Raw genomic sequence first — 26,616 nt, 5'->3', positions numbered from 1 at the left:
CTGCTCCTGGATTCGGGGTCCGGCCGGTGCGGCGTGCGGGCTCATGCCTGGGTGTACGGGATGAAGGCCTCGACGCGGTACCCTCCGCCGGTGCGCGGCGCGGCCGACACCGTGCCGTCGTAGAGGCGCACGCGCTCGGTCATGCCGGTGATGCCCATCCCGGCCCCTGCGGTGGACGGGTCGGAGGCCGCTCCCCGGCCGTCGTCGTCGACGGTGATGGTGAGTCCGCGCGGACCATACTCGAGGGCGACCTCCGCGGTCGTCTGGGCGCCGGCATGCTTGAGCACGTTGGTGAGGGCTTCCTGGACCACCCGGTAGGCGGCGAGTTCGGCGCCGGCGGGAAGCTGCCCGCGCGGCGTGCCGAGCCGCCGGGAGAAAACCCGGATGCCTGCCCGCCGCACCGAGCGGAGAAGGGAGTCGATGTCGTCCAGGGTGGGAAGTGGACGCGTTGAAACGGTCTCGTCGCCGCGGAGGACTCCGAGCAGGCGCCGCATCTCCCGGAGGGAACCGCGCCCGGTGTCGGCGATGGTGCCGAGGGCCTGCGCGGCGAGTTCGGGCTTCTGCGCGCTCGCGTACCGGGCACCGTCGGCCTGCGTGATGATCACCGACAGGGAGTGCGCGACGATGTCGTGCATCTCGCGGGCGATGTGGCTGCGCTCGTCGGCGGCCGCGAGGTCGCGCTCCTGCTGGCGTTCGACCTCAAGGCGCCGGTTGCGGTCCTCGAGGGCCTGATAGGTGCGGCGCCGCGACCGGGCGAGGTCGCCCGCCGTCCAGGCCAGGAGCACGAGCGACTCGAAGAGGAACAGCAGGATCAGGAACAGGGGCACGGAATCCAGCACCGGGCCGCTTCCGCCGATACCCAGCGACTCCCCGTAGCGCACCAGACCCAGGGCGGCCCCGGCGAGGGCGAAGCCCAGCCCTCCAAGGCTCGCCCAGCGCGGCGCGTGGGCAGCAAGCGTATAGACCGTGACGAGGATGACGACCTGAGCCGGCGCCGGCTGGATCCCGGTGAGGAGCTGCAGCACCGACACCGCGGCGATGACGCCGGCTGAGGCCACCACATGGGAGCGGCGCCAGGCCAGCGGGATCACCAAGGCCGCGGTCACCGGGATGATCAGGGAATGGAAGGACACGCCGGCGGCGGCGAAGGGAAGGGTCAGGAGGACGAGCAGGCCCGCCGCGAGGCAGGCGTCGACCGTGCCGGGATGCGCGCGCACCCAGCGCGCGAGCCGGAGGTGGAGGTCCATGAGAATCAACTCTAGGCCCGCCGCGGCCGCTCCAGCATCCGACCCAGGGTGGACCCGGTCCGCGCCGCGGTCCGCCCGGTTCGCTACATTGGAGACCATGCCCGGGACACCTGCTCAGCGCGTGGTCTTCCATGGCGTGACCGGCAGCGGGAAGACCTCGGCCGCCCATGCCTATGCCCGGGCCACCGGGGTCCCCGAATACTCGGCGGATGACGACCTCGGATGGCTTCCGGGGTGGCGGGAGCGCCCGCTGGAGGAGCAACGACGGATCGCGGCCGGCATTGCCGCCCGGGAACGGTGGGTGATCGACAGCACCTATTCGGGCTGGCGGGACATCCTGCTCGCCCGGGCGGAGCTCGTGGTGGCCCTCGATTATCCGCGGTGGCTGTCCCTGGGCCGCCTTGTCCGGCGGACGATCCGCCGCTGCATGACCCGGGAGCCGGTGTGCAACGGCAACACCGAGTCCTTCCGCCGCGTTTTCACCCGTGAATCGATCATCCTCTGGCACTTCAGGGCGTTCCCGCGGAAACGCGAAGCCATCGCCAGGATGCGGGCCGACCCGGCTCTGCCTCCGGTGATCTCGTTCCGGCGGCCGGCCGACCTCGACGAGTGGATAGTCCGCGCCGCGCGCGACGCCCGCGGCGACTGACGCGCTCCCGGAGGCACGCGGGGAACGGAAGGTAGTAGCCTCGAACCGACCACCGCGGGAAGGAGTGGAGAAGACCCGATGATTGCGCTGACCGAACCGGCCGGCTGCGGGAATGCGCCCCGGCAACTCATCATCCGGGACGTCGTGCTCGCCCTGGCCGCGGTGGACGAGCCGCAGCTCCGCCGGCTGCTCGCCGAAACGGTGCGGTGGGACCTCCCCGGTGCGGAATCGATCGAGGGAATGGACGCCCTGACCGGCAGGCTTTCCCGGCAGGACGAGGTGGCCGGCATTGCGCTCGCCTCCATCCTCACCCACGGCAGGGAAGGCAGCGCCGACGGCGTCCTGACCTTCGCCGGCGGGGCGCGGCAGGCCTTTTGCCACGTGCTGAGGTTCGCCTCCGCAGCGAAGACCGCCAAGGTCACCGGGATCCGGAGCTACCTGATCGACCTGCCGGACTGATCCCGGCATCCGGGCCGTTCAGCTGTCCAGGACCAGGTCTTCGGTGGGGCGGGCGCAGCAGATCAGTGCCTGGCTTGCGGCCGGTGTCTCGAGCGGGTCCGGCTGGTAGGCCACCCTGCCCGAGATCACCGGCGTCAGGCAGGTGTGGCACACGCCGCTGCGGCATGACCACCGGGTGGGCACATCGCACGCTTCGGCGAGTTCCAGCAGCGACGCGTCATCCTCGCGCCACCGGGCGGTGAGGCCGCTTCGGGCGAAGGTCACCGCGGGCCCGGTGCCCGGTTGGCCGGGGGGCTGATGGGGAGGCACCGTGGAGGCGCCGACCAGCCCGGGGTTGACCGGGGGGAGGGCGCCGAAGAGTTCGGAGTAGATGGAGGCGGGATCCATCCCGAGACCGGTGAGGGCTTCAGTGATGCTGCCGATGAAGGTGGGCGGCCCACACACATATGCTTCAGCGTCTGTGGGAACTCCCAGTTCCGCGAGCCGGTCGGCGGTGGGACGGCCGGTGAACGCCCCCGCAACGGCGGTCCCGGCCCGCGTGTAGAAGGTTGCGCCGCGGGCATGGGGCAAGCGCCTCAGGTAGCCGCGCACCTCATCCGCGAAGACGTGCTCGCGGGGGTCCCTTGCCGTGTGGATCCACCAGACGCCCCGGCCGCTGCCGGTGCGGGCAAGTTCCTTGAGCATGGGGACCAAGGGGGTCGCCCCGACGCCGGCCGAGATGAAAAGCACCGGGCCCGTCCCGCCGCGGAACCTGAACTGTCCGCGGGGGGCGGCGACGTCGACGGTGCCGCCGACGGCGATCCCGTCGTGGAGGTACCGGCTCACGAGCCCGTGTTCCTCCTGCTTCACGCTGATCCGGTAGGTGGAGGGGTCGGGCGCGTCCGAAATGGAGTAGCTGCGGATCGACACCGCGTCCCCCAGGGAGACACGCAGGGTCAGGTACTGGCCGGGGATGACCGGTGGGAGGCTCACGCCGTCGCCGGCGCCAAGGTACACCGAGGTGATGGTCGGGGTTTCACGAACGGTTTGGGTGATCCTCAGGGGGCGGAACCCGTTCCAGCCGGGCTCCTCGGCGGGCGCCCCGGTCACCGTCGCCGCGGCAAGGTCGGTGAGCAGCAGATCCTGGAAGGACTGCTGCCAACCGGGGCTCAGGGCGGGGATGTCGACGGCCTTCCGCAGTGCCTCCTGGGAGCGGTTCGGAAGGTACAGCAGGGCGTCGGCTTCGGTGACGGTCAGCCGGTGCGGCCCGTGCAGCGTCCGGATGATCGGGTCGCCCGGCCGGACTTCCCCCTCGGCGATGACCCGCAGGTAGAACCCGGGACGGTGGTGGTCGACAAGGAGCGCGGGCATCCGTGGCTCACCCAGGCGCATCCCCACCCGGAAGCAGGTCACACGGGGCTGGGTGACCTCGAATTCCGCCTCCCCAATGCGGTAACGGTCTCCGATGCAAACCCGATCGTCGGGCAGTCCGTCGACGGTGAAATTTTCCCCGAAGGATCCCGGGGCCAGGTCGCCCCGGCCGAGGAATCCGGACCAGTGCTCGTAGGACTGCTGCTGGTAGACCAGGACCGCCCGCTGCTCGCCTCCGTGTCCGTGCAGGTCGCCCTGGCCGTCGCCGTCGATATTGAGCCGGCGTACCATCAGCGGCCCCCCGACCGGGTGCTTGTACACCCCGGTGTGCACGGTCTTCCCCTGCCAGGGGACGTCTTGGGGAATCCCGACGTTGAGTGAACGCAGCCGGCCGCAGGCCACGCCCTCGACCTCCGTCATGGTGGGTATCCTACGCAGGGGCTCGGCCGGTCACCAGAGCCGCCCTTGCGTCGAAGGCCCCACGGCGATGGGGACCGCGCCATTCCGCGGGCCAGGGGAACCGGCATTTCCGGGCGGGGCGTCAGGTTACGTCGGCACCTCGGGATCGGCGGTGCCGGTCGAAGGGCCGTCCGCCAGGAGCATGCCGGCCCTTCGCCCCTCGACTCTGTGTATCAAATCATTCTTCGGACGGCGTTTGCGGTCCCTCGTAAATAAGTCCATACTCGATTCACACACGATGTGACCGTCCCCACACCGGGGGCGGCCCGGGCTCCGGGACCCCGTCGACGTTGGGCAGTTCCCGAAGCTGCCGGCAGGAAAACGGGCCTCGGAAACGCCGCTGTGCCCGTCATTCCGCCAAGGCCGACGCACGTCCGGCCAGCAAAGAAGGAGACCCATGCAGTTGCAGGGAAGGTCCAAGTTTGCCGCTCTCGCGGCTCTGTGCGCACTGGCGCTCGCCGCGTGCGGGAGCCCGTCCTCCGCCGCCCCGGATTCCTCGGCCGGCAAGGCCGATGGCGTCTCGCTCGTCTCACCCGGCAAACTGACGGTGTGCACCCACCTTCCGTTCGCGCCTTTCCAGGTCAATGACGACTCCGGAAAGACCGTCGGGTTCGACATCGACCTGGTCAACCTCGTGGCCAAACGGCTGGGCGCCGAAACTGCCATCATCGACACCCCGTTCGAGGGGATCAAGTCCGGTGAGGACATGTCCACCGGCAAGTGCGACATCGCCGCCGCGGGCATGACCATCACGGACGAACGCAAGGAAGCCATCCTCTTCTCCGAACCATACTTCGATGCGACCCAGGCCCTCCTGGTTCCCGAAGGGGAGGACGTGAAGGCGCTGGAGGAACTGAAGGGCAAGAAGCTCGGCGCCCAGTCGGCCACCACCGGCCTTGACTACGCGCAGTCCCACCCCGAGTGCGGATGCGAGATCGTCGAGTTCCAGGACCTCGCCTCGCTGACGCAGGCACTGATGACCGGCCAGGTGGATGCGGCGATCAACGACCTGCCCGTCTGGACCGAGGCACTCAAGGCCAACCCGGGCAAGGCAACCATCGCCGCCCAGTTCGACACCGGCGAGCAGTACGGCCTCGGGATGAAACTGGGCAATACGGCCCTCAAGGAGGTCGTGGACGAGGTGCTCGCGAAGGCCAAGAGCGACGGCACCTACGACGAGATCTTCAAGGAATGGATCGGGGACGTCCCCCAGAGTTGATCGGCCCGCCCGCGGCGGCCGCCGGCCGCCGCGGGAAGGAACCCGATCGAGTGCAGCACCAGTGAGGAAACCATGAGCACACAGACCACGTACGCCGCCCCCGAGGCCGTATCGCCGCGGCTGACGCGCCGGCAGAGAGCCCGCCTCTCGCTCGGCGTCCAGTACACCCTGGGGGTCGTCGTCATCGGCCTCCTGGCGGTGATGACCGACTGGGCGACCTTCAGCGCAGCCTTCCTGCGGTTCGACATCCTCGAGCGGATGCTTCCGCGCGTGATCCTCATCGGTCTCGTCAACACGATCATCTACGCCGCCCTGGCGTTCGTGTTCGCCTTCGTCGTCGGACTGCTGCTGGCCATCATGCGGCTGAGCTCCGTTGCCGCCTACCGGTGGTTCGCCGGCGCCTACGTCGAGTTCTTCCGCGGTGTGCCCGCCCTCGTCGTCCTGTTCATGGTGGCCTACGGCATCCCGAATGCCTTCCCGGGGTTCCAGTTCCCCGGCGACAAATACGGCATGGTGATGGTCGGCCTCGGCATCACCGCCGCCGCCTACATGGCGGAGACCTTCCGGGCCGGCATCCAGGCGATCCCCAAGGGACAGTTCGAAGCCGCACGCACGCTGGGAATGAGCCAGTCGCGGACGATGGCGACGATCGTCATCCCGCAGGCCTTCCGGGTGGTGATCCCGCCGCTCACCAACGAGATGATCCTCCTGGTCAAGGACTCCTCCCTGGTCTATGTCCTCGGAGTCACGGCCGCCCAGTACGAGCTCACGAAGTTCGCCCAGGACTTTCTGAACCGCTCGGTGAATGCGACGCCGCTGATCGTGGCCGCCCTGTGCTACCTGGCGATCACCCTTCCCCTGTCCGGCCTCGTGCGCAAGCTCGAAGCCCGCTACGCGAAAGCACGCTGACCATGACGACCCACCCGACACCGGCACCCCGGGGTGCCGCCGGTTCGCACGCCATCTCGATCCGCAACCTCAAGAAAAGCTTCGGCTCCAATGAGGTGCTCAAGGACATCTCCCTTGAGATCAACCCCGGGGAGGTCGTCTGCATCGTCGGCCCCTCCGGATCAGGCAAGTCGACGCTGCTGCGCTGCGTGAACCTCCTGGAGACCCCGACCTCGGGCACCGTGCTCGTCGGGCCGGACGAGGTGACCCACCCGGACGCCGACCTGGACCGCATCCGCCGGCGCATCGGCATGGTGTTCCAGTCCTTCAACCTCTTCCCGCACCTGACCGTCCTGGAAAACCTCACCGTCGCCCAGGTCAAGGTCCTCAAGCGGCGCAAGGAGGAGGCACTTGCCACGGCACGCCTCAACCTGCACCGGGTCGGCATGTCGCACAAGGAGGATGCCTACCCGACGCAGCTTTCGGGCGGCCAGCAGCAGCGCGTGGCGATCGCGCGGTCGCTCTCGATGGAACCGCAGCTCATGCTGTTCGACGAGCCGACGTCGGCACTGGACCCCGAGCTGGTCGGCGAGGTCCTGGCCGTGATGAAGTCCCTCGCCAACGAAGGCATGACGATGGTGATCGTCACCCACGAGATGGCCTTCGCACGCGAGGTCGCCGACCGGGTGGTCTTCATGGACGGCGGCTACATCGTCGAGCAGGGCCTGGCCAGGGATGTCATCGGCAACCCGCAGGAGGAGCGCACCAAGTCCTTCCTGCACCGGGTCCTCAACCCCATGGTCGTGGATGCGGACGAGGTCCTCGCGGAGGAACGGCTCTCCCCGGCCTCCTGACCCCGCCTCCTGACCCCGACCGCCCGGGCGGCATCCGCAGGCGCGGACGCGGGGCCCGTGCAACTGTTTTCCACCGGAACGAGACACAGAGATGACGATCGAACAGACAATGGCGCGGGCCGCTTCGCCCCTGGCCCCCCAGTGGCTGGAGGTCCCCGCCGACCTCAATGAGCTTTCCGCCAAGCTCTGGGCGGGCGACGCCGGCCGCTCGGCAGCGGGGGAGCTGCAGGTGGGCGGGGTCGGCGTCGCGGACCTGGCCCGGGAGTTTGGAACCCCCGCCTACGTGATCTCGGAGGACGACTTCCGACGGCGGGCGCGGGCGTTCCGCACCGCCTTCAACGACGCCTTCGAACCGCTGTGCGGCGGGGCCGACGTCTACTACGCCGGCAAGTCCTTCCTGTGCGTCGAGGTGGCGAAATGGGTGGTCGAGGAGGGCCTGCGGCTGGACACCTGCTCGGGTGGAGAGCTGGCCCTGGCGTCCCGCGCCGGGATCGAGGGTTCGCAGCTTGGCCTGCACGGCAACAACAAGTCCGACGCCGAACTGATCCGCGCCCTCGATCTAGGCGTGGGCCGGATCATCGTCGACAGCCTCCAGGAACTCGGGCGCGTCGGTGAACTCGCCCGGGAGCGCGGCACCACCGCCCCGGTGCTGCTGCGGCTGACGCCCGGCGTCCACGCCGAGACCCACGAATTCATTGCCACCGCCCATGAGGACCAGAAGTTCGGCCTCTCGATGGCGTCCGTCGGCGGGCGCGAATCCGCCGCCGAAGCCGCGGTGTCGGCCGCCCTGCAGGACGCCGGCATCCGCCTCCTCGGACTCCACTGCCACATCGGCTCGCAGATCTTCTCCTCGGACGGGTTCGCCCTCGCCGCCGAGCGGCTGCTGGAATTCACCGCGGCGATGCGGAGAAGGCACGGAAGGGTGCTGGAGGAGCTGGACCTGGGCGGGGGCTACGGCATCGCCTACACGGCAGCGGACTCCCCGCAGGACCCGCAGGACGTCGCCACCGCCATGGCCCGCGTGATCGCCGGCGCGTGCGGCCGCCTCGGCATCGACATTCCGCGGATCTCCATTGAGCCCGGACGCGCCATCGTGGGCAGTTCCACCTTTACCCTGTACGGAGTGGGCACGCTCAAGACGAACCACGTCGAGCACGAGGACGACGTATTCCCCCGGCGGTATGTCTCAGTTGACGGCGGGATGAGCGACAACCCCCGCCCCCTGCTGTACGGAGCCGACTACTCCGCGGTCCTGGCCTCCCGGAGTTCGGACGCTCCGCCCGCCTTGTCCCGGGTGGTCGGCCGGCACTGCGAGAGCGGGGACATCGTAGTCCGCGACGTCTACCTCCCGTCCGACCTGCGGCCCGGGGACCTCCTCGCAGTCCCCGGGACGGGGGCCTACTGCTGGGTGCTCTCGAGCAACTACAACTACACGCCGCGCCCGCCGGTGGTGGCCGTCTCCGGGGGCCGGGCACGCCTCATCGTCCGCGGCGAGACCGAGGACGACCTGTTCCGCCGCGACGTCTGGGAATAGGCCTCTCCCGGCGGCCGGCCGGGAAGATTCCTGTCTTCCGGCCGCGGGCGGGGTTCGGACAGTAGCATGGCTCCCAGTTCCGGGAGGCCCGGCCGGTTTGAAGCGGATGCATTTACGGAGGTAAGGCATGTCCGACCAGCAAGGCACGGCGGGTCTTCCCGTGTTCGAGAGCATCCGGCGCCAGCTGTCCGGGATGTCGGCCGCGGAGCGCAAGGTGGCGCGGACCCTGCTCGGCGGGCCGGCGGCGACGGGGCTTGCCTCCTCGACCAAGCTCGCCCGCCTGGCCCAGGTCAGCGGGCCCACGGTGATCCGCTTCGTGAACCACCTGGGCTACGCCACCTATGCGGAGTTCCAGGACGCGGTGAAGGTCGAGGTGGTCGCCCGCGTGACGACGCCCGTCGAGCTGTACCCCGAGACGCAGGCAGCGCAGGGGGGTGCGCTCCACGACTTTTCCGCCACCCTCAACGCGGCGATCTCGGACACCATGACCCGGCTGTCCCCCGAGGACCTGACGACGGCGGCGGAGCTGCTGGCCGATCCGCGCCGCAAGGTCCTCGTCTTCGGTGGATGGTTTAGTTCCTCCCTGGCCCGGCACCTCGCCGCCATGCTCCAGGAACTGCGGCCGGGGGTCGAATTCGTCGATGACGCACGCACCCGGCGCGTGGCGGCACTGTGTGATGCGGACAAACGCACGACGGCGGTCGCTTTCGACTTCCGGCGCTACGAGGCCGAAACGGAGAAATTCGGTCGGGCGCTCGTCGACCAGGGCGCGAAGCTCATCCTCTTCACGGACCCTTGGCTGTCCCCCCTGGCCGACGTGGCGGGCGCCGTGCTGCCGGCGTCGGTGGGGGCGCCGCGGCCGTTTGAGTCCTACGTGGCGGCCATGGCGGTGGTCGAGGCGCTCACCGCCCGGGTGGTGGACCTCACGTCGGAAGCCTCGCGGGCCCGGTTCGAACGCTACGGCGCGTTCGTTGACACGCTGGTTCCCCACTGGGAGTACCGGCGGGAGATCGACCCCGAGGACACCGCCGCCCGAACCTGAGGGACGGCGTTTCCGGCCTTACTCGGGGGTGACATAGGCGCCGGAGATCCCGCCGTCCACCAGGAAGGTGGAGGCGGTGATGAAGGATGAGTCGTCGCTGGCCAGGAACGCAGCGGCGGCAGCCAGTTCCTCGGGCTCCGCGAAACGGCCCATCGGAATGTGGATGAGGCGCCGGGCGGCCTTCTCGGGGTCCTTGGCGAAGAGCTCCTTCAGCAGGGGGGTGTTGACCGGGCCCGGGCAGAGGGCGTTGACGCGGATCCCCTGACGCGCGAACTCAACACCGAGCTCGCGGCTCATGGCGAGGACGCCGCCCTTGGAGGCGCTGTAGGAGATCTGCGATGTCGCGGCACCCAGGACGGCGACGAACGACGCCGTGTTGATGATCGAGCCCTTGCCCTGGGCCTGCATGTACGGAAGGGCGTACTTGCAGCAGTAGAACACCGACGTGAGGTTGACCTCCTGCACCCTGCGCCACGCCTCGATGCCGGTCTCCAGGATCGAGGCGTCCGACGCGGGGGCGATCCCGGCGTTGTTAAAGGCGATGTCGACCCGCCCATAGGTCTCGTTGGTGGCGGCGTAGAGGTTCTTCACCTCTTCTTCGCTCGTCACGTCGACCTTCACGAACAGGCCGCCGACCTCCTCGGCGGCGCGCAGGCCCGAGGTCGGGTCAACGTCGGCGATGACGACGCGGGCTCCTTCCGCGGCGAACCTGCGGGCGGTCGCCAGGCCGATGCCGCTGGCGCCGCCGGTGATGACGGCGCTGCGGCCCTCGAGGCGGTTGGAGATGATCTGCTCGGTCATTCGATATTCCTTATGCTGGCGTTGGCCGGTCTCACGGCTGGGTGGCGATGAAGACGTTCTTGGTTTCGGTGAAGGAGTCGAGGGCGTCGGGCCCGAGTTCCCGGCCCAACCCCGACTGCTTGAAACCTCCGAAGGGGGTGGAGTACCGGACGGAGGAATGGGAGTTGACCGACAAGTTCCCCGAGTCGAGGCCGCGGGCCATCCGAAGGGCGCGTCCGACGTCCCGGGTCCAGATCGACCCGGAGAGCCCGTAGATCGAATCGTTGGCGAGTCGAAGCGCGTCGGCTTCGTCCCGGAAGGGAACCACGGCAACGACCGGCCCGAAGATTTCCTCGCGCATCACCCTGTCCTCCCGGGACGGGGTCAACACAGTCGGCGGGAACCAGAACCCTTTGCCACCCGGCGCCGCGCCCTGGAAGGCGATGGGTGCGCCGGAGGGCACGAAACCGGACACCGTCTCACGCTGGGCGGCGGAAATCAACGGGCCCATGAACGAGGTTTCGTCGTGCGGGTCTCCGACCCTCAGGGCTTTCACCACCGGTTCCAGGAGTTCCAGGAACCTCTCGTACACACTGTGCTCGACGAGGATCCGGGAGCGGGCACAGCAGTCCTGGCCGGCGTTGTCGAAGGCCGCCCCGGGGGCCGCGGCGGCCGCCGCCTCCAGGTCGGCGTCGCCGAAGATGATGTTGGCGCTCTTGCCGCCGAGTTCCAAAGTGACGGGCTTGACCTGGTCGGCGCAGCCGGCCATGATCCGCTTGCCCACCGCTGTGGAGCCGGTGAATACCACCTTCCGCACCACCGGATGCGTGACGAACCGCTCGCCAACCACGGCGCCCTTGCCCGGCAGGATCTGCAGCACTCCCTCGGGCAGGCCCGCTTCCCGGGCCAACTGCCCGATCCGCAGGGCCGTCAGGGGGGTCAGTTCGGCAGGCTTCAGGACCACAGTGTTGCCGGCAGCCAGGGCGGGAGCGAACCCCCAGGCCGCGATCGGCATCGGGAAGTTCCACGGCACGATGATCCCCACGACGCCGAGGGGCTCGTTGAAGGTGACGTTGACCCCTCCGGCCACGGGAATCTGCTGGCCGAGGTGGCGTTCCGGGGCGCCCGAGTAGTAGGCCAGGACGTCCCGGACGTTCCCGGCCTCCCAGCGGGCGTTGCCGATGGTGTGGCCCGCGTTGCGTACCTCCAGCCGGGCGAGGTTCTCCAGGTCGGCGTCCACGGCGGCCGAAAAACGGCGCAGGAGCAGGGCACGGTCCGCCGGTGCAACGTGGCGCCACGTCTCGAAAGCCAGCGCGGCCCGTTCGATGGCCCGGTCGGTGTCCGCCAGGCCGGCCAGGGCGACGGTTTCGATCACCTCCTCGGTGGCCGGGTTCAGGACGTCAAACGTGCTGCTCGACATGAATGCCCTCCGTTCGTGTCCTGCGGTAGGCGCGGGCGGCTTCGATGAATCCCTCGAACAGCCGCAGGTCGTCGGGATTCTGTTCGGGGTGGAACTGGACGCCGAGAACCCATCCCCCCGATGTCGTTTCGACAGCCTCGATGGTGCCGTCGGGTGCTGACGCAGTGATGCGGAGGCCCGCGGCGACCCGGTCGATGGCCTGGTGGTGGTAGCAGGGGGCCGTGGCGCGCGGCCCCAGCAGGTCTTCACTGATACTTCCCGGCGCGGTGGCGAATTCGACTTCGCCGAACACCCCGGGCGCCGGCTGGTATTGGGCGTCCGGGTTCACCTCCGGGATGTGCTGGATCAGCGTTCCGCCGAGGGCGACATTGAGCACCTGGGCTCCCCTGCAGATGGAGAACAGGGGCACCTCGGCGGCCAGCGCCGCACGGGTCAGGGACAGGTCGTGGCGGTCCCGGGACGGTTGGGCCCGGGTCTGCGGGTGCGGCACCGCTCCGTAGTGCTCCGGGTCGACGTCGGTCCCGCCCGAGATGATCAGTCCATCGAGCAGGTCGACGATCGATGGATCACTGCCGACCGGCGGGAGGAGGACCGGGGTGCCGCCCGCGGCCACCACCGCCTGGACATAGGTGCCCGGGAGGAGTGCGGCATCGGACTTCCACACCCCCCATTCAGCCTCCTGGTAGTAGGTCGTCAGCCCGATCCGCGGCCGGGGCGGCTCAGAGGCGTTCAAAGACACGCTTGCGCTCCCAGTCGGTCACGGCGCCGTCATAGGCCTTCAGTTCAACGTCGGCGGCATGCAGGTAGTGCTCCACCACCTCGTCGCCGAAGGCCTTGCGGGCAATTTCGCTTGCGGCAAGCAGGGCGCGCGAGTCACGCAGGGTGGTGGGGATCCGGTCGGCACCCGACTGGTAGGCGTTTCCCTTGGTGATGGGTTCGAGCGGAAGTTCGTTCTCAATGCCGTGGATGGCCGCAGCGATGAGTGAGGCGGCCGCGAGGTAGGGGTTGACGTCTCCACCGCCGACACGGTTTTCCACCCGGAGGCCCTTGCCGTGCCCGACGATGCGCAGGGCGCAGCTGCGGTTATCCATGCCCCACGCGATCGCGGTGGGAGCAAAGCTGCCCTCGACGAACCGCTTGTAGGAGTTGATGTTGGGTGCCAGGAAGTAGGCCATCTCCTTCAGGGCGGCCAACTGGCCGGCGACGAAATGCTCCATCACCGGGCTGAAGCCGTGCTCGCCCTCGCCGGGCAGCACCGGGTTCCCCTCCAGATCGGTGAGGCTGAAGTGGATATGGCAGGAACTGCCCTCGCGTTCGTTGTATTTGGCCATGAAGGTGATGCTCTTGCCCTGCTGGGCAGCGATTTCCTTGGCCCCGTGCTTGTAGAAGGCGTGGTTGTCACAGGCTGCCAGCGCCTCCCGGTACCGAAAGGTGATTTCCTGCTGGCCGAAATTGCATTCGCCCTTGGACGACTCCACGATCAGGCCGGCCTTTTCCATGCCCGTGCGGATGCTGCGGATCACCGGCTCGAGTCTCGCTGTTGCAAGGAGTGAGTAGTCAACGTTGTACCGGGAGGCGGGGGTCAACCCGTCGTAGTTTTTGTTCCAGGCCTCCTCGTAGGTGTCGTCGAACATGATGAACTCGAGTTCGGTGCCGATGTGGGCACGGTAGCCCAGCGCTTCAAGCCGTTCGATCTGTGCCCTGAGGATCTGGCGGGGCGATTGACTCACCGGGCGGTCATCGAGCCAGAGGATGTCGCACTGCACCATCGCCGTGCCCGGCAGCCAGGGGACGAGCCGCAGCGTGGAGATGTCCGGCCGCATGGCCATGTCCCCATAGCCGTTCTCCCATGACGACATCGCGTAGCCGTCGATGGTGTTCATCTCCACGTCCACGGACAGGAGGTAGTTGCAGCCTTCCGCGCCGTGGCCCAGCACATCCTCGAGGAAGGACCGGGCTCCGCAGCGCTTGCCCTGGAGCCGGCCCAGGGAGTCGGTGATGGCGACCACCACGGTGTCGATCTCACCCGCGGCCACCTTGTCCCGGAGTTCCTCGACGCTCAACGGGGCCTGGAGATTCGCTAATTGATCAGTCATTGGATATCCGTCACTTCGGTTCTGGTTCATGGATGGGTTCAAGCGCGCCGGCCCGGCGCTCAGTTCTTCACTTCTTCAGTTCCGCCTCGGCGGCGGCGAGTTGTGCGAACTCCTCCTCCGGGGCGCCGGCGACGATGCGGTGCCGGCTGTAGAACCAGTAGTAGAGGAGGGCGGCGACGAAGATCCCCGCCGTGATCGATGCTGCAAGGACGTCGACGACGAAGGTGGCGACGACGGCGACGGTGGCCAGGGCCAGGGCGACGGAGGTCGTGACGACCCCGCCGGGGGTCCGGTATCCCCGGGGAAGATCCGGTTCCTTCTTCCGCAGCACGATATGGGAGAGGTTGAGCAGAACGTAGGAGACGGTGGCTCCGAAGACCGCGATGTTGATGAGGAGCCCCCCGTTGCCGGTGGCCGCCGCGAGGATGAAGCCGATGGTGCCGGGAATGATCAGCGACCAGTAAGGGGTGCGCCGCTTGCCCGTCAGCGACAGCCAGCGGGGAAGGTAGCCGGCCCGCGAGAGCGCGAACAACTGCCGCGAGTACGCGTAGATGATCGAGAAGAAGCTGGCGATCAGTCCTGCCAGGCCCGCGTAGTTGACGAATTCGGCGAGGATGGAGTTACCGCCGTAGGCCAGGCGAAGGGCCTCGGGAAGGGGGTTGTCGGAGGTGCTCATGGCTTCCGAGCCGGCTGCGCCGGGAACCAGGACGAGCATCAGTGCCCCGAAGACCACCAGGATCAGCATGGCGGCGATGATGCCGCGTGGCATGTCCTTCTTCGGGTCGGCGGTCTCCTCGGCGGCGAGCGGGACACCTTCGATGGCGAGGAAGAACCAGATCCCGTAGACGAGGGCGGCCACGACGCCGCTGATGCCCATGGGAAGGAACGCACTCGAGGCCGGCGATCCGTCGGGCACGATGTCGAAGAGGTTGCCCACGCTGAAGTGGGGAATGAGGCCGATGACGACCGCGACCAGGGCCACGACCGCAATGGCGGTGATTCCGAAGATCAACCGGAGGGCTTCACCCACTCCGCGGAGATGGATCCCGACGAAGATGGCGTATGCCACCAGGTAGACGGGCCAGGAATTTGTCAGCCCGAAGAGGCCCAGGGCCTCGATGTACCCACCGATGAAGATGGCAATGGCGGCCGGCGCCACGGCGTACTCGATCAGCACCGCCATTCCGGTGGCGAATCCTCCGAGGGGTCCCAGCGCCCGGCGGGCAAAGCCGTACCCGGCGCCGGCCGCGGGCAGGGTCGAGGACAGTTCGGCGAGCCCGAACACCATGCAGGTGTACATGATGCCCATCAGTACGAAGGCGATCAGGAGCCCGCCCCAGCCGCCCTCCGCCAGGCCGAGGTTCCATCCCGCGAAATCACCGGAGATGACGTAGGCCACCCCAAGGCCGGCCAGCAGGACCCACCCGGCGGCTCCGCGTTTGAGCTGGCGCTGTTCGAGGTACTTGCTTTCCGCATCCGGCCGGTTCGACGTTGACATGGTCTTCCCTTCACGCGAGGGCTCAATGGTCTGTTAATAGTCCATGAATTTGGTCTTAGTGTGAGGTAGATCACGGCAGGCGTCAATAGGGCCCTATCGCCCGCCCGGTACCGCGTCCCACCGGACCGCCTTGGGTCTCCCGCCGGCGCGGGATTGAACGTCAACCAGGCGGTCATAGGTCTGTTTTCAGGCCGGAATAGGATGGGGGAATGGAAGCCGAATTCTTCGACGGTGCAGCCCGGTTCCTCCGCCCGGTGCGGCACGGGAATGCCTTCGAGGAAACGATCGAACGGCTTCTGCAGAACATCAAGCTGGGTCTGCTTGCGGCCGGCGATAAGCTGCCCGCCGAGCGGGAGCTCGCCGACCTGCTGGGCGTATCCCGCGCAACCCTGCGCGAGGCCCTGGCCGAGCTTCAGAAAGCGGGATACGTCGAGGTTCAGCGGGGCCGTTACGGAGGCACCTACATCTCACGGGGTCGGCCTCAGGAGTCGGGAAAGCTGCCGGATATTGGCCCTGATGAGGTGGAGGACGTCCTGATTTTCCGCGGCGTACTCGAGCCGGCGGCGGCGTCGCTGGCCGCCAGGGCCAGGCTGTCGCCCTTCCAGCGCAGGCACCTGCTGGATACCCTGGCGGAGGTGGCGGGGGCCCCGGCCGAGGCATACCGGCCCAAAGACGCTCGATTCCACGTGGCGATAGCGGAAGTCAGTGGCTCCCCAAGCCTGGTGGCCGCGGTGGCCGACGCCCGTGCGAGGGTGAGTGACCTCCTGGACCGCATACCCCTGCTGGAGCCGAACCTGGAGCACTCCAACCGGCAGCACCAGAAGATTGTCGAGGCCATCCTGCGCGGCGACCATGAGGAGGCATTCCGGGTCACCCAGGACCACCTGCAGGGGACGGCTTCGCTGCTGCATGGATTCTTGGGCACCTCCCCTGCCGGCGGGGATTCTGCCTGACGGCGAACGGGTAGGGCTCGCGAGGAGTGCGTCCACCGCAGCGGCCGGTTACAGGGGAAGATCGCTGCCGTCCTCCGGCGTCCGGGGAAATCTCAATCCGGGGCCGCCGAGAAAGGTAAGGGGCTGCGCATACAGCGACAATCTGTCACCGATTGTCACCGTGGCCAGCAGCAGTGCCTGAACCGCGTCGATGCCCAGCGCGTACCCGTCCGGGTTGTCCGCACCCGGATCCTCGATCCGGAAAGCGCAGTACCAGTCGCCGGGGGCATCCTGCATGCGTTGCGGCGCACAGAGGTGGACCGTGACCTCACCGCCGTCGGCCTTCGTCAGGGACCGCGACGCGATGACGCGCGAGGGGTCGAAGGGGTAGGTGGGCGAATCAGGACCGTTCACAGGATCCAGTCCTATCAGGAGTTCCTGCCGGCCGCCCGCCCTGAAGCGGGGTGCCCCCGAAGGTCAGCAACAACGATGACGCCGGGGCGCCGGAATCTCCCTCCTACTGCTGACGCGCCGGCATACCCCGCGTACCTACGCTTTTGGGGTCAATGAATCACCCCCATAGCACCGCGACCGGTGCTGAGGCGATCCTGAGGAAAAAAGAACAATGGAATTACTGCAACACGTCGAAACCTTCACCCTCGTGCAGAAGATCACCGTTCTGGTGAACCGCTACGAGATCCGTATGACGGATGACACCGGTGGCCCGGGCGACCTGCTTGCCGTCGCCCAGCAGAAGCGGGCGGCCTTCCGGGAACAGGTCACCTTCTACGCCGACGAGGCGAGAAGCACCCCGCTGTTCTCCTTTCAAGCACGGCAGCGCCTTGACCTGGGGGCAACCTACGATGTGCTCGACGCCGACGGCCGGCCGATCGGCAGCTTCCGAAAGGACTTCGGCAGGTCCCTGTTCCGCTCGACCTGGCACCTCCATGCCCCGGGACTGGAGGCTGCGGGAAGTGAACGCAGCGCCGGCGTGGCCGTGGCCCGGCGGTTGTGGGACCTGACGCCCATCGCCGACTTCCTCCCGTCCCCGTTCCTGTTCCACTTCGACTTCCTCGACCCGGCCGGCCGGCCCGTGATGACGTCGGAACGCCGTCGCTCCCTCCGCGACAGCTACCGCGTGACGGTTCCCGGCGGGAAGGTGGATGGGCGGGTCGCTGCCGCCCTGGCCGTAGCCCTCGACGCGCTGCAGGCGCGGTAATCCGGCGCGGCCCGCGGCGTCCTCCAAAAGGCGTACGCCGGGCCGGTCGGGGACCATCCCTCAGGCCGGTTACCCCGCCCCGCCGGAAACCTACTGTTGAAACAACCCTGCAGCGGCAGGCCCACCCACCGCATTCCAATGCAAGAAGGACACAGCAATGATCGAGGCACAGGCACTTTCCAAGAGGTACGGCACCCGGACCGCCGTAGACGCCGTGTCGTTCACCGTGCAGCCCGGCAGGGTGACGGGGTTCCTCGGGCCGAACGGTGCCGGCAAGTCCACCACGGTGCGGATGATCGTCGGCCTCGACAACCCGAGTGCCGGGCGGGCCACCGTTAACGGCCTGCCCTACGCCGCGCACAAGGCACCGCTGCGGGAACTGGGGGCGTTGCTGGATGCCAAGGCGGTCCACCCCAAGCGCTCGGCCCACACCCACCTGCGTGCCCTGGCCGCGACCCACGGCATCCCGAACCGCCGGGTCAAGGAGGTCATTGAACTGGCCGGCCTCGGCCCGGTGGCGAACAAGCGCATCGGCGGGTTCTCGCTCGGCATGGGCCAGCGCCTCGGGATCGCCGCGGCCCTCCTGGGGGACCCCGCCACGGTGATCCTCGACGAACCGGTCAACGGCCTCGACCCGGAGGGCGTCCAGTGGGTCCGCCACCTGGCCCGGGGCCTCGCCGCGGAAGGGCGCACCGTCTTCCTCTCCTCGCACCTCATGTCGGAAATGGCGCTCACGGCCGACCACCTCATCGTCATCGGGCGCGGACGCATCATCGCCGACGCCCCTCTCCAGTCGATCATCGACGGGCAGGGCACCGCCCGCATCCGGGTGCGGGCGGACCGACCACAGGACCTCCTCGGCAGCCTCGCCGCCGACGGCGTCTCCTCACAGCTCCTCGAGCCCGAACTGCTCGAGGTCACCGGGGTCGACGCGCGCCGCATCGCGGAAATCGCCCTCCGGGAACGGGTCCTCGTCTACGAACTCACCCCGCTGCAACTGTCCCTCGAGGACGCCTACCTGCAGCTCACCTCCTCCGACATCGAATACTCCTCGCACGGACTGCCCTCCGGCGGCCTTGTTGCGGCAACCGAAGGACACCGAGCATGACCACGATCACCTCAACCGCACCCGCCCCCGCCGACCAGAGCCCGCGCCCGCGCGGCGAAACGGGCTCCGGCGTCACCTTCGGCCGGGTCCTGAAATCCGAGTGGATCAAGATCACCTCGGTACCCTCGACGGTCATCCTGATCGTTCTGACCACCGCCGTCATGATCGGTCTTGCCGCGCTGCTCGCCTGGCAGACCACGGTGCTGCTCGATTTCGAGGGCGATCCGGAGCTGGCGGCGCAGCTGCAAGGGCAGACCGACGCCGCATCCACCGCGTTCGGTGTCCCCGGGTCCGGCCTCGCCTTCGGTCAACTACTGATAGCCTCGCTCGCAGTGGTGCTCATCGCCTCGGAGTGGGGGACCGGCATGATCCGCTCCACGATGGTGACCGTTCCCCGCCGGAGCGTGGCCCTGCTGGCCAAGCAGTCCGTGATGGCCGCCATCTCCTTCGGAGTCGGCGCCGGCTCGGCCCTGGTCGGCTATTTCGTCGCGCAGCCGATCCTGGACACCGCGGGCCTCGGCTTCGCCCTCGGCGATGACGGAGTGCTTCTGCACATCCTGAACACGGGCTCCGTGCTTGCCCTCGTCTCCGTCGTCGCCATGTCGATCGGCACGCTGATCCGCAACACCGCCGGCGGCATCGTCACCTCGGTCGGCGTCCTGCTGGTCCTGCCGATCCTGTTCACCCTCTTCGGCGCCGGTACCGAATGGGCCGCCGACGCTGCGCGGTTCCTTCCAAGCTCGGGTGCGGACCAGATGGTCGCCACCTCGATCGCCGACGGCGCCTTCACCCAGTGGCAGGGTGCGCTGGTGCTGGGCGGGTGGGCACTCCTGCTCCTGGCCACCTCCCTTCTCGTCACTAAGAAGCGGGATGTCTAGTCCGCCCGTACACTCACTCCATGGACCGAAAACCATGAGAGACACGCCCTCGGTGGGGGAGCCGGCGGAACGGACGGCCGCGGACTTCCCCACCGAGTTCAGCACCCGAAGGCGTGGACCCCTCCGGCGGTACTTCGGCCGGCACCCGCGCGTTATGGACGCCGTCGTCGTCCTTCTCTTCCTGGTGTGGTCCCTTCCCAACGCGCTCTCCCTCATCGGGGAGGCAGGCAACTGGTTGGGCCTGCCCGGCGTCGTGCTGGCGGCCGGTGCCCTCGCCATCCGCCGGTCCTACCCGCTGGCCGTCCTGGCCTTCGTCGCGCTGCTCGAGCCCGTCGCCAGCTTCCTTACCGAAGGGGCCGGCAGCATCAGCGCGGCCGTTCTCGCCGCCCTGTACACCGTGGCCACGGCCTATCCGCTGGGCAGGACGCTCGCCGCGGCGGCCGGCGCAACCGTCCTGGCGGTCAGTGCCCTCTTCCTCGTCCCCGACGGGAGGTCCGACGGGGCGCCGGGTGTCGTCTTCCTGGTCGCTGGTTTCCTCGTCCTGTTCCTGGCCATCGCCGTCGGCATCGGCATCACGGTCCGCCGGGACCGCGAGCACGAGCAGGAGGTGCGCGGGTGGGCCGCCCGCAACGCGGAGCTTGCCTCGGCCAGCGAACGGAACCGCATCGCGCGGGAGATGCACGACGTCGTCGCGCACTCCCTCACCGTGATGGTGGCGCTCGCCGACGGCGCCGCCGTCGTTCTGAAACGCGACCCCGGCCGCGCCGCCGCCGTCCTCGGAGAGCTTTCCGGAACGGGCCGCGCGGCCATCGCGGACATGCGCCGGGTGCTCGGTGTCCTGCGCCTCGAGGCGCAGGGAGGGTCGCGCGAGCCGCTGCCGGCGTCGGGTTCGCTGGCGCAGCTGCTCGACGGCTTCCGTGCGGCGGGTCTGCCGCTGCGGGTGGCGAGCAGCGGCCCCCGGCTCCCGGAGGACCCGGCGTTCCAGCTCACCGTGTACCGGATTCTCCAGGAATCCCTGACGAATGTGCTGCGCTACGGCAAGAGCGTCACCGCGGTTGAGGTCTCCATCGCGAGGACCGGGGACCGGGTCACGCTGCGGATCACCGACGACGGCCGGGGCGCCATGGGCCCAACGGTGTCCGTCGGCTCGGGCCAGGGCATCGCCGGGATGCGGGAGCGCGCCGCGATCTACGGAGGCACCGCCGAAAGCGGCCCCCGGCCCTCGGGCGGCTGGCTGGTCGAGGTGCAACTGACCGTGCCCGACGCCGGCGACGGCGCGGGACACCGACTGACGAAAGAGAACGATGACGCTACCTCCCAGCACGCCGGGCGCTCCCATTCGAATCCTGCTGGCCGATGACCAGCCGCTGCTGAGGATGGGCTTCCGGCTGATCCTCGAGGGCGAGCCGGACCTCGAGGTGGTGGGGGAGGCCTCCACCGGGGAGGAGGCAGTGCGCCTCGCGGCCCAACTGGTCCCCGATGTGATCCTCATGGATGTGCGGATGCCGCGGGGTGACGGGATCGAGGCCACGCGGCGGATCACCGCCACCGGTGCCTCATCGCGGGTCATCATCCTCACCACCTTCGACCTCGATGAGTACGCGTTCGCCGGGCTGCAGGCCGGGGCGTCGGCGTTCCTGCTCAAGGATGTGGCACCGACGGAGCTTGTCCAGGCGGTGCGCGTGGTCGCCAGCGGGGACGCCGTCGTCGCCCCGCGGGTCACCCAACGGCTGCTGGAGACCTACGTACGGTCGCTGCCGCCGGCGTCGGCGGCTCCCCCGGAGCCTGACAAGCGGCTGGCCGACCTGACGCCGCGGGAGCGCGAGGTCCTCGAAGCGGTGGCGGGGGGACTGTCGAACGCGGAGTTGGCGAAGCGGTTCTTCCTCTCGGAGGCGACGGTGAAGACCCACGTGCGGCGGATCCTGATGAAGCTTGGCCTGCGGGACCGGGTGCAGGCCGTGGTGTATGCGTACGAGAACGGGATCGTGGTACCTGGGCCGGCTGCCTGAACACATCCTGCGGGACTCCGCTGCCCGCGGGGCACCACCTGACCGCGGACACCGGGAGGGTCGGCTAGACTCCTCGACCAGGCTGCCTCCGCAGGATTCGTTCTGCGATGGTGCGGGCATCGGGCCGTAGGGCGAACCGATTCAGTGAGGAGCGGGTAGGGCATGAGGATGACGGTCGTCGGCGGAGGCTCGACGTATACGCCCGAACTGATCGACGGCATAGCGCGCCTCCGCGGGTCGCTGTCCATCGATGAACTGGTGCTGACCGATCCCGCCGCCGGGCGGCTGGAGCTCGTCGCCGGCCTGGCCCGCCGGATTCTCGCGCGGGCGGGCCACCCGGCCACGGTGATCGCCACAACCGACCTTGATGCCGCGGTAACGGATGCCGCCGTGGTCCTGATCCAGCTGCGCGTCGGCGGCCAGGCGGCCCGGATCGGTGATGAGACCTGGCCGCTCGAGTGCGGGTGCCTCGGCCAGGAAACCACAGGGGCGGGAGGGCTCGCGAAGGCGCTGCGCACGGTTCCCGTGGTGCTCGACGTCGCCGAGCGGGTGCGCCGCCTTGCCGCACCCGGTGCCTGGATCGTCGACTTCACCAACCCGGTGGGCATCGTGACGCGCGCCCTGCTCGACGCCGGCCACCGCGCCGTCGGCCTGTGCAATGTGGCCATCGGCCTGCAGAGATACTTCGCGCGGCTGCTCGAGGTGTCCCCCGACCGCATCGAGCTGGACCACGTGGGCCTGAACCACCTCACGTGGGAGCGGGAGGTGCGGCTCGACGGCGTGGACCAGCTGCCTCTGCTCCTGGATCGGCACGCGGCCGCCATCGCAGGGCACCTGCACCTTCCCGAGAACCTGCTGACCCGGCTGGGTTCCGTCCCTTCCTACTACCTCCGCTACTTCTACCAGCACGATGCCGTCGTCGAGGAGCAGCGCCGGGAGCCCTCCCGCGGGCAGCGGGTGGCGGAAATTGAGCAGAAGCTCCTGGCGATGTACGCGGATGAGTCCCTGAACGAGAAACCCGCACTGCTGGCCGAACGCGGTGGTGCTTTCTACTCCGAGGCGGCCATCAACCTGGTCGCCTCACTGATGGGCGACCGCGGAGACGTCCAGGTGGTCAACGTCCGCAACGGAGCTACCTTCCCGTTCCTGCCGGCGGAGGCCGTCATCGAGGTGCCCGGAACGATCACCTCGGCGGCGGTGGCCCCGGCGAAGGTGGAACCGGTCGATCCGTTGTATGCCGGATTGATCTCCCACGTCTCGGCCTACGAGGAACTGGCGCTGGACGCCGCGCTGCGGGGTGGGCGGGACCGCGTCTTCCGCGCCCTGCTCGCCCACCCCCTCGTGGGGCAGGCCGCCCTCGCCGACCAGCTCACCGACCGGTTGCTCAAGGCGAACCGGCAGCACCTGGCATGGGCACGTTGAACGCCGCAGTGCTGGCCATCGACGGAGGCAACAGCAAGACGGATGTTGCGCTGGTCGATTCGTCGGGGGAAATTCTTGCGCATGTGCGGGGGCCCGGGTCCTCGCCCCACTTCCTGGGCCTCGAGGGCTGCGTCGAGCTCCTCGACGGGCTCGTCGCCCGCGCCGCCGCCCAGGCCGGTTACAGCGGTGCCGCGGGTATTGCACACACGGCCGGCGTCTATCTCGCGGGAGCGGACCTGCCGGGTGAAACGGCAGAGCTGACGAAGGCGCTGGCGGCCAAGGGCTGGGCCCGCGAGACCGTCGTGGATAACGACACGTTCGCGCTCCTGCGCGCGGGCACGGATGACCGGGACGCGGCGGCCGTGGTGTGCGGTGCGGGAATCAACTGTGTCGGTGTGTCGCGGGACGGACGGCGGGCCCGCTTCCCCTCACTGGGGCGGATTTCCGGTGACTGGGGCGGCGGGATGCAGCTCGGCGACGAGGCACTGTGGTGGGCGGCGCGGGCGATCGACGGCAGGGGCGAAGCCACCTCCCTGGTCCGCCTCATCGCCGAGCAATTTCGCGCCGACTCGCTCGAGGACGTGATCGAGGCCCTGCACTACGGCCGGCTTGACCCTGCCGAACTGCAAACGCTCGCTCCGGTGGTGTTGCGGGCGGCCTCGGAAAGAGGGGATGCGGTCGCCGTTCGGATCGTGCAGCGGCAGGCGGAGGAAGTCGTTGTCCTCGCCCGTGCCGCGCTGCGGCGGCTGGACCTGCTGGACACACCCACCACCGTGGTCCTCGGTGGGGGCGTGCTCACCAGCGGGAATGAGCTCCTTCACGCCGGGATCCGCGATGGTCTCCGGGGCGCCGCGCCGCTGGCCGTCGCGCGCACCACCACCTCGGCGCCCGTTGCGGGTGCCGCCCTGCTGGGATTGGACCGTCTCGGGGCGGGCCGGGAGACCGAGAACCGCGTGCGGGCCTCCTTCGCGCAGCTTCTGCCGGAACCGGACCCACCAGGACCTGCCGATCCTCCAGCGCCCTGACGGGGATACTCCCTGGCGGGGAAGGGCTCGAACATCTCCTGGGCCACGGCATCACTTTCAGCCTTGGTGCGGAACGGCATAGGGGACTTGTCCCAGAACGTCCAACGGGACCCGCGCGATGTGCACGGGTCCCGTTTCGTTGGAGGTGAACCAGCCGCGGCTGGTGGCCGATCCGGTGTCAACTGCCCACCGGGGCAGGGCTCAGCGGCGCGCCTTGCGGTTCAGGCGGCGGGTCAGAATGCGGGAGCGGAGGCGCAGCAGCCGGGGCACGATGCCGTAGATGACGATGGGAACCGCGACCGTGGCGAGGACCAGGGTGCGCAGGACGGGGTGCAGCAGCTCCAGCCACTGGCCGAAGACCAGGTTGATGACGGTGAGGGTCGGGAAGACCGACAGCCAGATGATCAGGGCCATCTGATGGGTGTTCGGCGGCGCGGGCCGGCGCGGGGTGCTCGTGGAGGTCGAGGCGGAGGCGGAAGTGGTGGAGGCTGACATTGTTTCTCCTAGGGAGTCTTTCAGGGGTGAAGAAGTGGAGCGGAACGGGCCTCGAAGGGATCCCGGTTGAGGTGCGGAGGTTTCTCGCAGGGGCGGTGGTGCCCAATTGACCGGCCACAGGTTGCCGCTGCCGAAAATCCTGCGGTGCGCTGCCGCCGCCGCGACTCTTGATTGGTCAGTTGCCGATTCAACGCGGTGAGGGGCCGCGCTTATTCCGTGCACCCCGTTGACCCTTCCTGCCGGAACGATTCTCATCAGGAAGATGGTGCGGCACGGCTCGATTCCAGTGCTTCCTCGACCGGATGTCCCTCGCTGTGCGGGCGGAGGCCGGTCCGGCATTTCACCCGCGTTGCACGTGCTGCCCCGGGAGGCGGAGGTATTCCAGTTGGGCCGCCACCGACCTCTCGGCCGCGCGCCGCACCGCCGGATCGGCGTCGGCGTAGACGATATCGGTGACCTCCCGCACCCCGGCGTCCGGCCCCACCCGTGCCACGGCGGAGCGGACCTGGGCGAGACGGTCCAGGCGGTGCGTGCGGTAGGCGCCGACGACGGCGTCGAGCGCCGGCAGGACAGGGCCGTGCGCGGGCAGCACGGTCGCCGGCCCGAGCAGATGGAGCCGGTCAAGTGAGGACAGGTAGTTGCCCAGGCGGCCATCGGGGTGGTCGAGCATGGTGGTTCCGCGGCCCAGGATGGTGTCGCCCGTGAGCACCGAGCCCGCCGGGCCGTCGTGGGGCAGGTGGAAGCACACGGAGTCCGAGGTGTGTCCCGGTGTGGCCACCACCCGAATCTCCGTTCCGGCGACCGACAGGATCTCACCGTCCTGCAGCGGCCGGCCGCCGAGGCAGTGGTGGGGGTCGGCGGCGCGGACGGGTGCGCCCGTCAGTTCGTGGAGGCGCACCGCCCCGGCCGTGTGGTCGGCGTGGCGGTGCGTGATCAGGATGAGCTCGACGTGCCCGGTGGCGAGTTCCCGGAGGTGCTCCTCGTCCAGGGGGCCGGGATCCACCACCGCCGCTCCCGGGTGAACCTCCGCGGCGATCCGGTAGGAGTTGGTCCCTTCCAGGCTCATCGGTCCGGGGTTGGGCGCAAGCCTCAAGCGGGTCAGGGCTGTGCGGCGGACCAGGGAGGAGGAATCGTCGGCTGCCACCGTCCCATCCTCGCACCGCCGGCCGCTGCCGGGGCGCCGGTATGACACCCGGGCGGGCGGTGCAGGGCTCAGGAGTGCAGCACAAGGGCCAGCTGCCGTCGAATCTCCTCCATCATCTCCTCAGTGGTGAACGGAGCATTGAGGCCGATCGCCATGCTGAAAAAAATTACGGCGGACACCAGCCGCGCCACCGTTCGGGCTTCGTTCTCCCCGTACCGCCCGTCCCGCCGGACCACGTCAGCGAGGACCTCCTCGGTCTCCACGACAATACTCATGGCCTCGCCATGATGCGGCTCAGCCGGGTCTCCGAAGACGATCTCGCGCAGGTAGGTCCGGCCGTTTTCGACCTGGGTGCGGTTGCACTCCACGATCGGGCGCACGACGGCCAGCACCGCCTCCATCACGTTCGGAGCAGCCTCGGCGTCCGCCCGGCCCCGTTTAAGTCCTGCCTCATATCTGGCGTTCTGCACCATCAGCAGGAGTTCACCCTTGGTCTTGGCGTAGAGGAAGAGGGTGCCCGTGCCGATGTCGGCCTTCTCGGCGATCTGCTGGGTGGTGACCTCGTCGACCCCATGCTCGGCGAACAGTTCGCTGGCCGCGGCGGTGATGCGGTCCAACTTCTCCTGTTTGTTCCGTTCACGCCGGCCGATCGGCCGAGAGGCGACAGACATAATGAACCCTCCAGGAATAGTTTCTGAGTGCGCTCGGTTATGAGCGTAGTCGCCGTCACGCGGAGCGCAAGCACCAGGGATCATTCTCCCATCCCCAACGAGCCCGCAGCCGCGGTGCCGGTCGATCCATCTCCATCCCAATAGGTGCCGAGCCCGTCGGCGCCGCCCAGCCCCGGGAATACTTTCTGAGTACGCTCGGTTATGAGTACAGTCGCAAT

General features: G+C 68.8%; 26 protein-coding genes. 15 read left to right on the top strand and 11 right to left on the bottom strand.

Going from position 1 to position 26,616, the window contains the following annotated elements:
• Positions 1–41: 41 nt before the first annotated feature.
• The gene (locus ACX80W_RS06840) at positions 42–1,247 is read right to left on the bottom strand and encodes a sensor histidine kinase (protein WP_459281663.1); all 1,206 of its coding nucleotides are present in this window, start codon (positions 1,245–1,247) and stop codon (positions 42–44) included.
• A 97-nt stretch (positions 1,248–1,344) separates the two neighbouring features.
• Between ACX80W_RS06840 and ACX80W_RS06835 the strand changes: the two genes are divergently transcribed.
• Positions 1,345–1,896: a P-loop NTPase family protein gene (locus ACX80W_RS06835; protein WP_459281661.1), complete on the top strand. Its 552-nt coding sequence runs from the start codon at positions 1,345–1,347 to the stop codon at positions 1,894–1,896.
• A 78-nt stretch (positions 1,897–1,974) separates the two neighbouring features.
• Positions 1,975–2,355 (top strand): hypothetical protein, encoded by a 381-nt coding sequence (locus ACX80W_RS06830; RefSeq protein ID WP_459281659.1) that lies wholly within the window; start codon positions 1,975–1,977, stop codon positions 2,353–2,355.
• Between the two features lie 18 nt (positions 2,356–2,373).
• Here the strand turns inward: ACX80W_RS06830 and ACX80W_RS06825 are convergent, their stop codons facing one another.
• Positions 2,374–4,125: an MOSC domain-containing protein gene (locus ACX80W_RS06825; RefSeq protein WP_459281657.1), complete on the bottom strand. Its 1,752-nt coding sequence runs from the start codon at positions 4,123–4,125 to the stop codon at positions 2,374–2,376.
• Positions 4,126–4,561: 436 nt separating this feature from the next.
• Between ACX80W_RS06825 and ACX80W_RS06820 the strand changes: the two genes are divergently transcribed.
• The 5 genes from ACX80W_RS06820 (at position 4,562) to ACX80W_RS06800 (ending at position 9,701) form a co-directional block, all read left to right on the top strand.
• Positions 4,562–5,383, top strand: coding sequence for a transporter substrate-binding domain-containing protein (locus ACX80W_RS06820; protein WP_459281655.1), 822 nt, complete (start codon positions 4,562–4,564; stop codon positions 5,381–5,383).
• A gap of 72 nt (positions 5,384–5,455) precedes the next feature.
• Complete coding sequence (locus ACX80W_RS06815; protein WP_459281653.1) at positions 5,456–6,292, top strand: amino acid ABC transporter permease; 837 nt, start codon at positions 5,456–5,458, stop codon at positions 6,290–6,292.
• 2 nt (positions 6,293–6,294) lie between these two features.
• Positions 6,295–7,125: an amino acid ABC transporter ATP-binding protein gene (locus ACX80W_RS06810; protein WP_459281651.1), complete on the top strand. Its 831-nt coding sequence runs from the start codon at positions 6,295–6,297 to the stop codon at positions 7,123–7,125.
• 91 nt (positions 7,126–7,216) lie between these two features.
• The gene (gene lysA / locus ACX80W_RS06805; RefSeq protein WP_459281649.1) at positions 7,217–8,659 is read left to right on the top strand and encodes a diaminopimelate decarboxylase; all 1,443 of its coding nucleotides are present in this window, start codon (positions 7,217–7,219) and stop codon (positions 8,657–8,659) included.
• A 127-nt stretch (positions 8,660–8,786) separates the two neighbouring features.
• Entirely contained in the window at positions 8,787–9,701 is a 915-nt protein-coding gene (locus ACX80W_RS06800; RefSeq protein ID WP_459281647.1) for a MurR/RpiR family transcriptional regulator, read from the top strand.
• Between the two features lie 18 nt (positions 9,702–9,719).
• Here ACX80W_RS06800 and ACX80W_RS06795 read toward each other — a convergent pair whose 3' ends face one another.
• The 5 genes from ACX80W_RS06795 to eat form a co-directional block, all read right to left on the bottom strand.
• Positions 9,720–10,502 carry a 3-oxoacyl-ACP reductase gene (locus ACX80W_RS06795; RefSeq protein ID WP_459281645.1) on the bottom strand — a complete coding sequence of 261 codons (783 nt, stop codon included), beginning with the start codon at positions 10,500–10,502 and terminating at the stop codon, positions 9,720–9,722.
• A 31-nt stretch (positions 10,503–10,533) separates the two neighbouring features.
• Complete coding sequence (locus ACX80W_RS06790; protein ID WP_459281643.1) at positions 10,534–11,901, bottom strand: aldehyde dehydrogenase family protein; 1,368 nt, start codon at positions 11,899–11,901, stop codon at positions 10,534–10,536.
• The gene (locus ACX80W_RS06785) at positions 11,882–12,640 is read right to left on the bottom strand and encodes a gamma-glutamyl-gamma-aminobutyrate hydrolase family protein (RefSeq protein WP_459281641.1); all 759 of its coding nucleotides are present in this window, start codon (positions 12,638–12,640) and stop codon (positions 11,882–11,884) included. The genes ACX80W_RS06790 and ACX80W_RS06785 overlap by 20 nt, the downstream gene beginning before the upstream one ends.
• Positions 12,621–13,997, bottom strand: coding sequence for a glutamine synthetase family protein (locus ACX80W_RS06780; RefSeq protein WP_459281639.1), 1,377 nt, complete (start codon positions 13,995–13,997; stop codon positions 12,621–12,623). The genes ACX80W_RS06785 and ACX80W_RS06780 overlap by 20 nt, the downstream gene beginning before the upstream one ends.
• A gap of 67 nt (positions 13,998–14,064) precedes the next feature.
• Positions 14,065–15,495, bottom strand: a complete 1,431-nt coding sequence (gene eat / locus ACX80W_RS06775; protein WP_459281637.1) for an ethanolamine permease — start codon at positions 15,493–15,495, stop codon at positions 14,065–14,067.
• Positions 15,496–15,704: 209 nt separating this feature from the next.
• Between eat and ACX80W_RS06770 the strand changes: the two genes are divergently transcribed.
• Positions 15,705–16,448, top strand: a complete 744-nt coding sequence (locus ACX80W_RS06770; RefSeq protein ID WP_459281635.1) for a FadR/GntR family transcriptional regulator — start codon at positions 15,705–15,707, stop codon at positions 16,446–16,448.
• Positions 16,449–16,496: 48 nt separating this feature from the next.
• Here ACX80W_RS06770 and ACX80W_RS06765 read toward each other — a convergent pair whose 3' ends face one another.
• Positions 16,497–16,841 carry a DUF6968 family protein gene (locus ACX80W_RS06765; RefSeq protein ID WP_459281633.1) on the bottom strand — a complete coding sequence of 115 codons (345 nt, stop codon included), beginning with the start codon at positions 16,839–16,841 and terminating at the stop codon, positions 16,497–16,499.
• A gap of 211 nt (positions 16,842–17,052) precedes the next feature.
• On the opposite strand from ACX80W_RS06765, the gene ACX80W_RS06760 reads away from it, so the two are divergent.
• The 7 genes from ACX80W_RS06760 (at position 17,053) to ACX80W_RS06730 (ending at position 24,088) form a co-directional block, all read left to right on the top strand.
• A complete protein-coding gene (locus ACX80W_RS06760; RefSeq protein WP_459281631.1) occupies positions 17,053–17,646 on the top strand; it encodes an LURP-one-related family protein in 594 nt (197 codons plus the stop codon).
• 157 nt (positions 17,647–17,803) lie between these two features.
• Entirely contained in the window at positions 17,804–18,754 is a 951-nt protein-coding gene (locus ACX80W_RS06755; RefSeq protein WP_459281629.1) for an ABC transporter ATP-binding protein, read from the top strand.
• Entirely contained in the window at positions 18,751–19,632 is an 882-nt protein-coding gene (locus tag ACX80W_RS06750) for an ABC transporter permease (protein ID WP_459281627.1), read from the top strand. Before ACX80W_RS06755 ends, ACX80W_RS06750 begins: the two co-directional genes overlap by 4 nt.
• A gap of 34 nt (positions 19,633–19,666) precedes the next feature.
• Positions 19,667–20,992 carry a sensor histidine kinase gene (locus ACX80W_RS06745; protein ID WP_459281625.1) on the top strand — a complete coding sequence of 442 codons (1,326 nt, stop codon included), beginning with the start codon at positions 19,667–19,669 and terminating at the stop codon, positions 20,990–20,992.
• On the top strand, positions 20,937–21,641 hold the full coding sequence (locus ACX80W_RS06740) for a response regulator (protein ID WP_459281623.1): 705 nt from the start codon (positions 20,937–20,939) through the stop codon (positions 21,639–21,641). The genes ACX80W_RS06745 and ACX80W_RS06740 overlap by 56 nt, the downstream gene beginning before the upstream one ends.
• Positions 21,642–21,803: 162 nt before the next feature.
• Complete coding sequence (locus tag ACX80W_RS06735) at positions 21,804–23,063, top strand: 6-phospho-beta-glucosidase (RefSeq protein WP_459281621.1); 1,260 nt, start codon at positions 21,804–21,806, stop codon at positions 23,061–23,063.
• Positions 23,051–24,088: an N-acetylglucosamine kinase gene (locus tag ACX80W_RS06730; protein WP_459281619.1), complete on the top strand. Its 1,038-nt coding sequence runs from the start codon at positions 23,051–23,053 to the stop codon at positions 24,086–24,088. The genes ACX80W_RS06735 and ACX80W_RS06730 overlap by 13 nt, the downstream gene beginning before the upstream one ends.
• Positions 24,089–24,289: 201 nt before the next feature.
• On the opposite strand, the gene ACX80W_RS06725 is transcribed toward ACX80W_RS06730, so the two are convergent.
• From ACX80W_RS06725 to ACX80W_RS06715, 3 genes are all read right to left on the bottom strand, one after another.
• Positions 24,290–24,583, bottom strand: coding sequence for a putative antibiotic biosynthesis monooxygenase (locus ACX80W_RS06725; protein ID WP_459281617.1), 294 nt, complete (start codon positions 24,581–24,583; stop codon positions 24,290–24,292).
• A gap of 340 nt (positions 24,584–24,923) precedes the next feature.
• Positions 24,924–25,727 (bottom strand): MBL fold metallo-hydrolase, encoded by an 804-nt coding sequence (locus ACX80W_RS06720; protein ID WP_459281615.1) that lies wholly within the window; start codon positions 25,725–25,727, stop codon positions 24,924–24,926.
• A 68-nt stretch (positions 25,728–25,795) separates the two neighbouring features.
• The gene (locus tag ACX80W_RS06715) at positions 25,796–26,398 is read right to left on the bottom strand and encodes a TetR/AcrR family transcriptional regulator (RefSeq protein WP_459281614.1); all 603 of its coding nucleotides are present in this window, start codon (positions 26,396–26,398) and stop codon (positions 25,796–25,798) included.
• Positions 26,399–26,616 lie beyond the last annotated feature (218 nt).

The organism is Arthrobacter melezitosi (assembly GCF_054511055.1).
Note: the sequence above shows the minus strand (reverse complement) of the source record. Positions and strands in the feature narration are given on the sequence as shown.

What these genes read in the sequence shown, in the direction of transcription:
- ACX80W_RS06800 (WP_459281647.1), top strand. Translation starts at nt 8,787, where the DNA reads ATGTCCGACCAGCAAGGCACGGCGGGTCTTCCCGTGTTCGAGAGCATC.
- ACX80W_RS06780 (WP_459281639.1), bottom strand. Translation starts at nt 13,997, where the DNA reads ATGACTGATCAATTAGCGAATCTCCAGGCCCCGTTGAGCGTCGAGGAA.
- ACX80W_RS06840 (WP_459281663.1), bottom strand. Translation starts at nt 1,247, where the DNA reads ATGGACCTCCACCTCCGGCTCGCGCGCTGGGTGCGCGCGCATCCCGGC.
- ACX80W_RS06750 (WP_459281627.1), top strand. Translation starts at nt 18,751, where the DNA reads ATGACCACGATCACCTCAACCGCACCCGCCCCCGCCGACCAGAGCCCG.
- ACX80W_RS06815 (WP_459281653.1), top strand. Translation starts at nt 5,456, where the DNA reads ATGAGCACACAGACCACGTACGCCGCCCCCGAGGCCGTATCGCCGCGG.
- ACX80W_RS06760 (WP_459281631.1), top strand. Translation starts at nt 17,053, where the DNA reads ATGGAATTACTGCAACACGTCGAAACCTTCACCCTCGTGCAGAAGATC.
- ACX80W_RS06790 (WP_459281643.1), bottom strand. Translation starts at nt 11,901, where the DNA reads ATGTCGAGCAGCACGTTTGACGTCCTGAACCCGGCCACCGAGGAGGTG.
- lysA (WP_459281649.1), top strand. Translation starts at nt 7,217, where the DNA reads ATGACGATCGAACAGACAATGGCGCGGGCCGCTTCGCCCCTGGCCCCC.
- ACX80W_RS06755 (WP_459281629.1), top strand. Translation starts at nt 17,804, where the DNA reads ATGATCGAGGCACAGGCACTTTCCAAGAGGTACGGCACCCGGACCGCC.
- ACX80W_RS06745 (WP_459281625.1), top strand. Translation starts at nt 19,667, where the DNA reads ATGAGAGACACGCCCTCGGTGGGGGAGCCGGCGGAACGGACGGCCGCG.
- eat (WP_459281637.1), bottom strand. Translation starts at nt 15,495, where the DNA reads ATGTCAACGTCGAACCGGCCGGATGCGGAAAGCAAGTACCTCGAACAG.
- ACX80W_RS06795 (WP_459281645.1), bottom strand. Translation starts at nt 10,502, where the DNA reads ATGACCGAGCAGATCATCTCCAACCGCCTCGAGGGCCGCAGCGCCGTC.
- ACX80W_RS06825 (WP_459281657.1), bottom strand. Translation starts at nt 4,125, where the DNA reads ATGACGGAGGTCGAGGGCGTGGCCTGCGGCCGGCTGCGTTCACTCAAC.
- ACX80W_RS06810 (WP_459281651.1), top strand. Translation starts at nt 6,295, where the DNA reads ATGACGACCCACCCGACACCGGCACCCCGGGGTGCCGCCGGTTCGCAC.
- ACX80W_RS06820 (WP_459281655.1), top strand. Translation starts at nt 4,562, where the DNA reads ATGCAGTTGCAGGGAAGGTCCAAGTTTGCCGCTCTCGCGGCTCTGTGC.
- ACX80W_RS06830 (WP_459281659.1), top strand. Translation starts at nt 1,975, where the DNA reads ATGATTGCGCTGACCGAACCGGCCGGCTGCGGGAATGCGCCCCGGCAA.
- ACX80W_RS06725 (WP_459281617.1), bottom strand. Translation starts at nt 24,583, where the DNA reads ATGTCAGCCTCCACCACTTCCGCCTCCGCCTCGACCTCCACGAGCACC.
- ACX80W_RS06735 (WP_459281621.1), top strand. Translation starts at nt 21,804, where the DNA reads ATGAGGATGACGGTCGTCGGCGGAGGCTCGACGTATACGCCCGAACTG.
- ACX80W_RS06770 (WP_459281635.1), top strand. Translation starts at nt 15,705, where the DNA reads ATGGAAGCCGAATTCTTCGACGGTGCAGCCCGGTTCCTCCGCCCGGTG.
- ACX80W_RS06730 (WP_459281619.1), top strand. Translation starts at nt 23,051, where the DNA reads ATGGGCACGTTGAACGCCGCAGTGCTGGCCATCGACGGAGGCAACAGC.
- ACX80W_RS06740 (WP_459281623.1), top strand. Translation starts at nt 20,937, where the DNA reads ATGACGCTACCTCCCAGCACGCCGGGCGCTCCCATTCGAATCCTGCTG.
- ACX80W_RS06715 (WP_459281614.1), bottom strand. Translation starts at nt 26,398, where the DNA reads ATGTCTGTCGCCTCTCGGCCGATCGGCCGGCGTGAACGGAACAAACAG.
- ACX80W_RS06835 (WP_459281661.1), top strand. Translation starts at nt 1,345, where the DNA reads ATGCCCGGGACACCTGCTCAGCGCGTGGTCTTCCATGGCGTGACCGGC.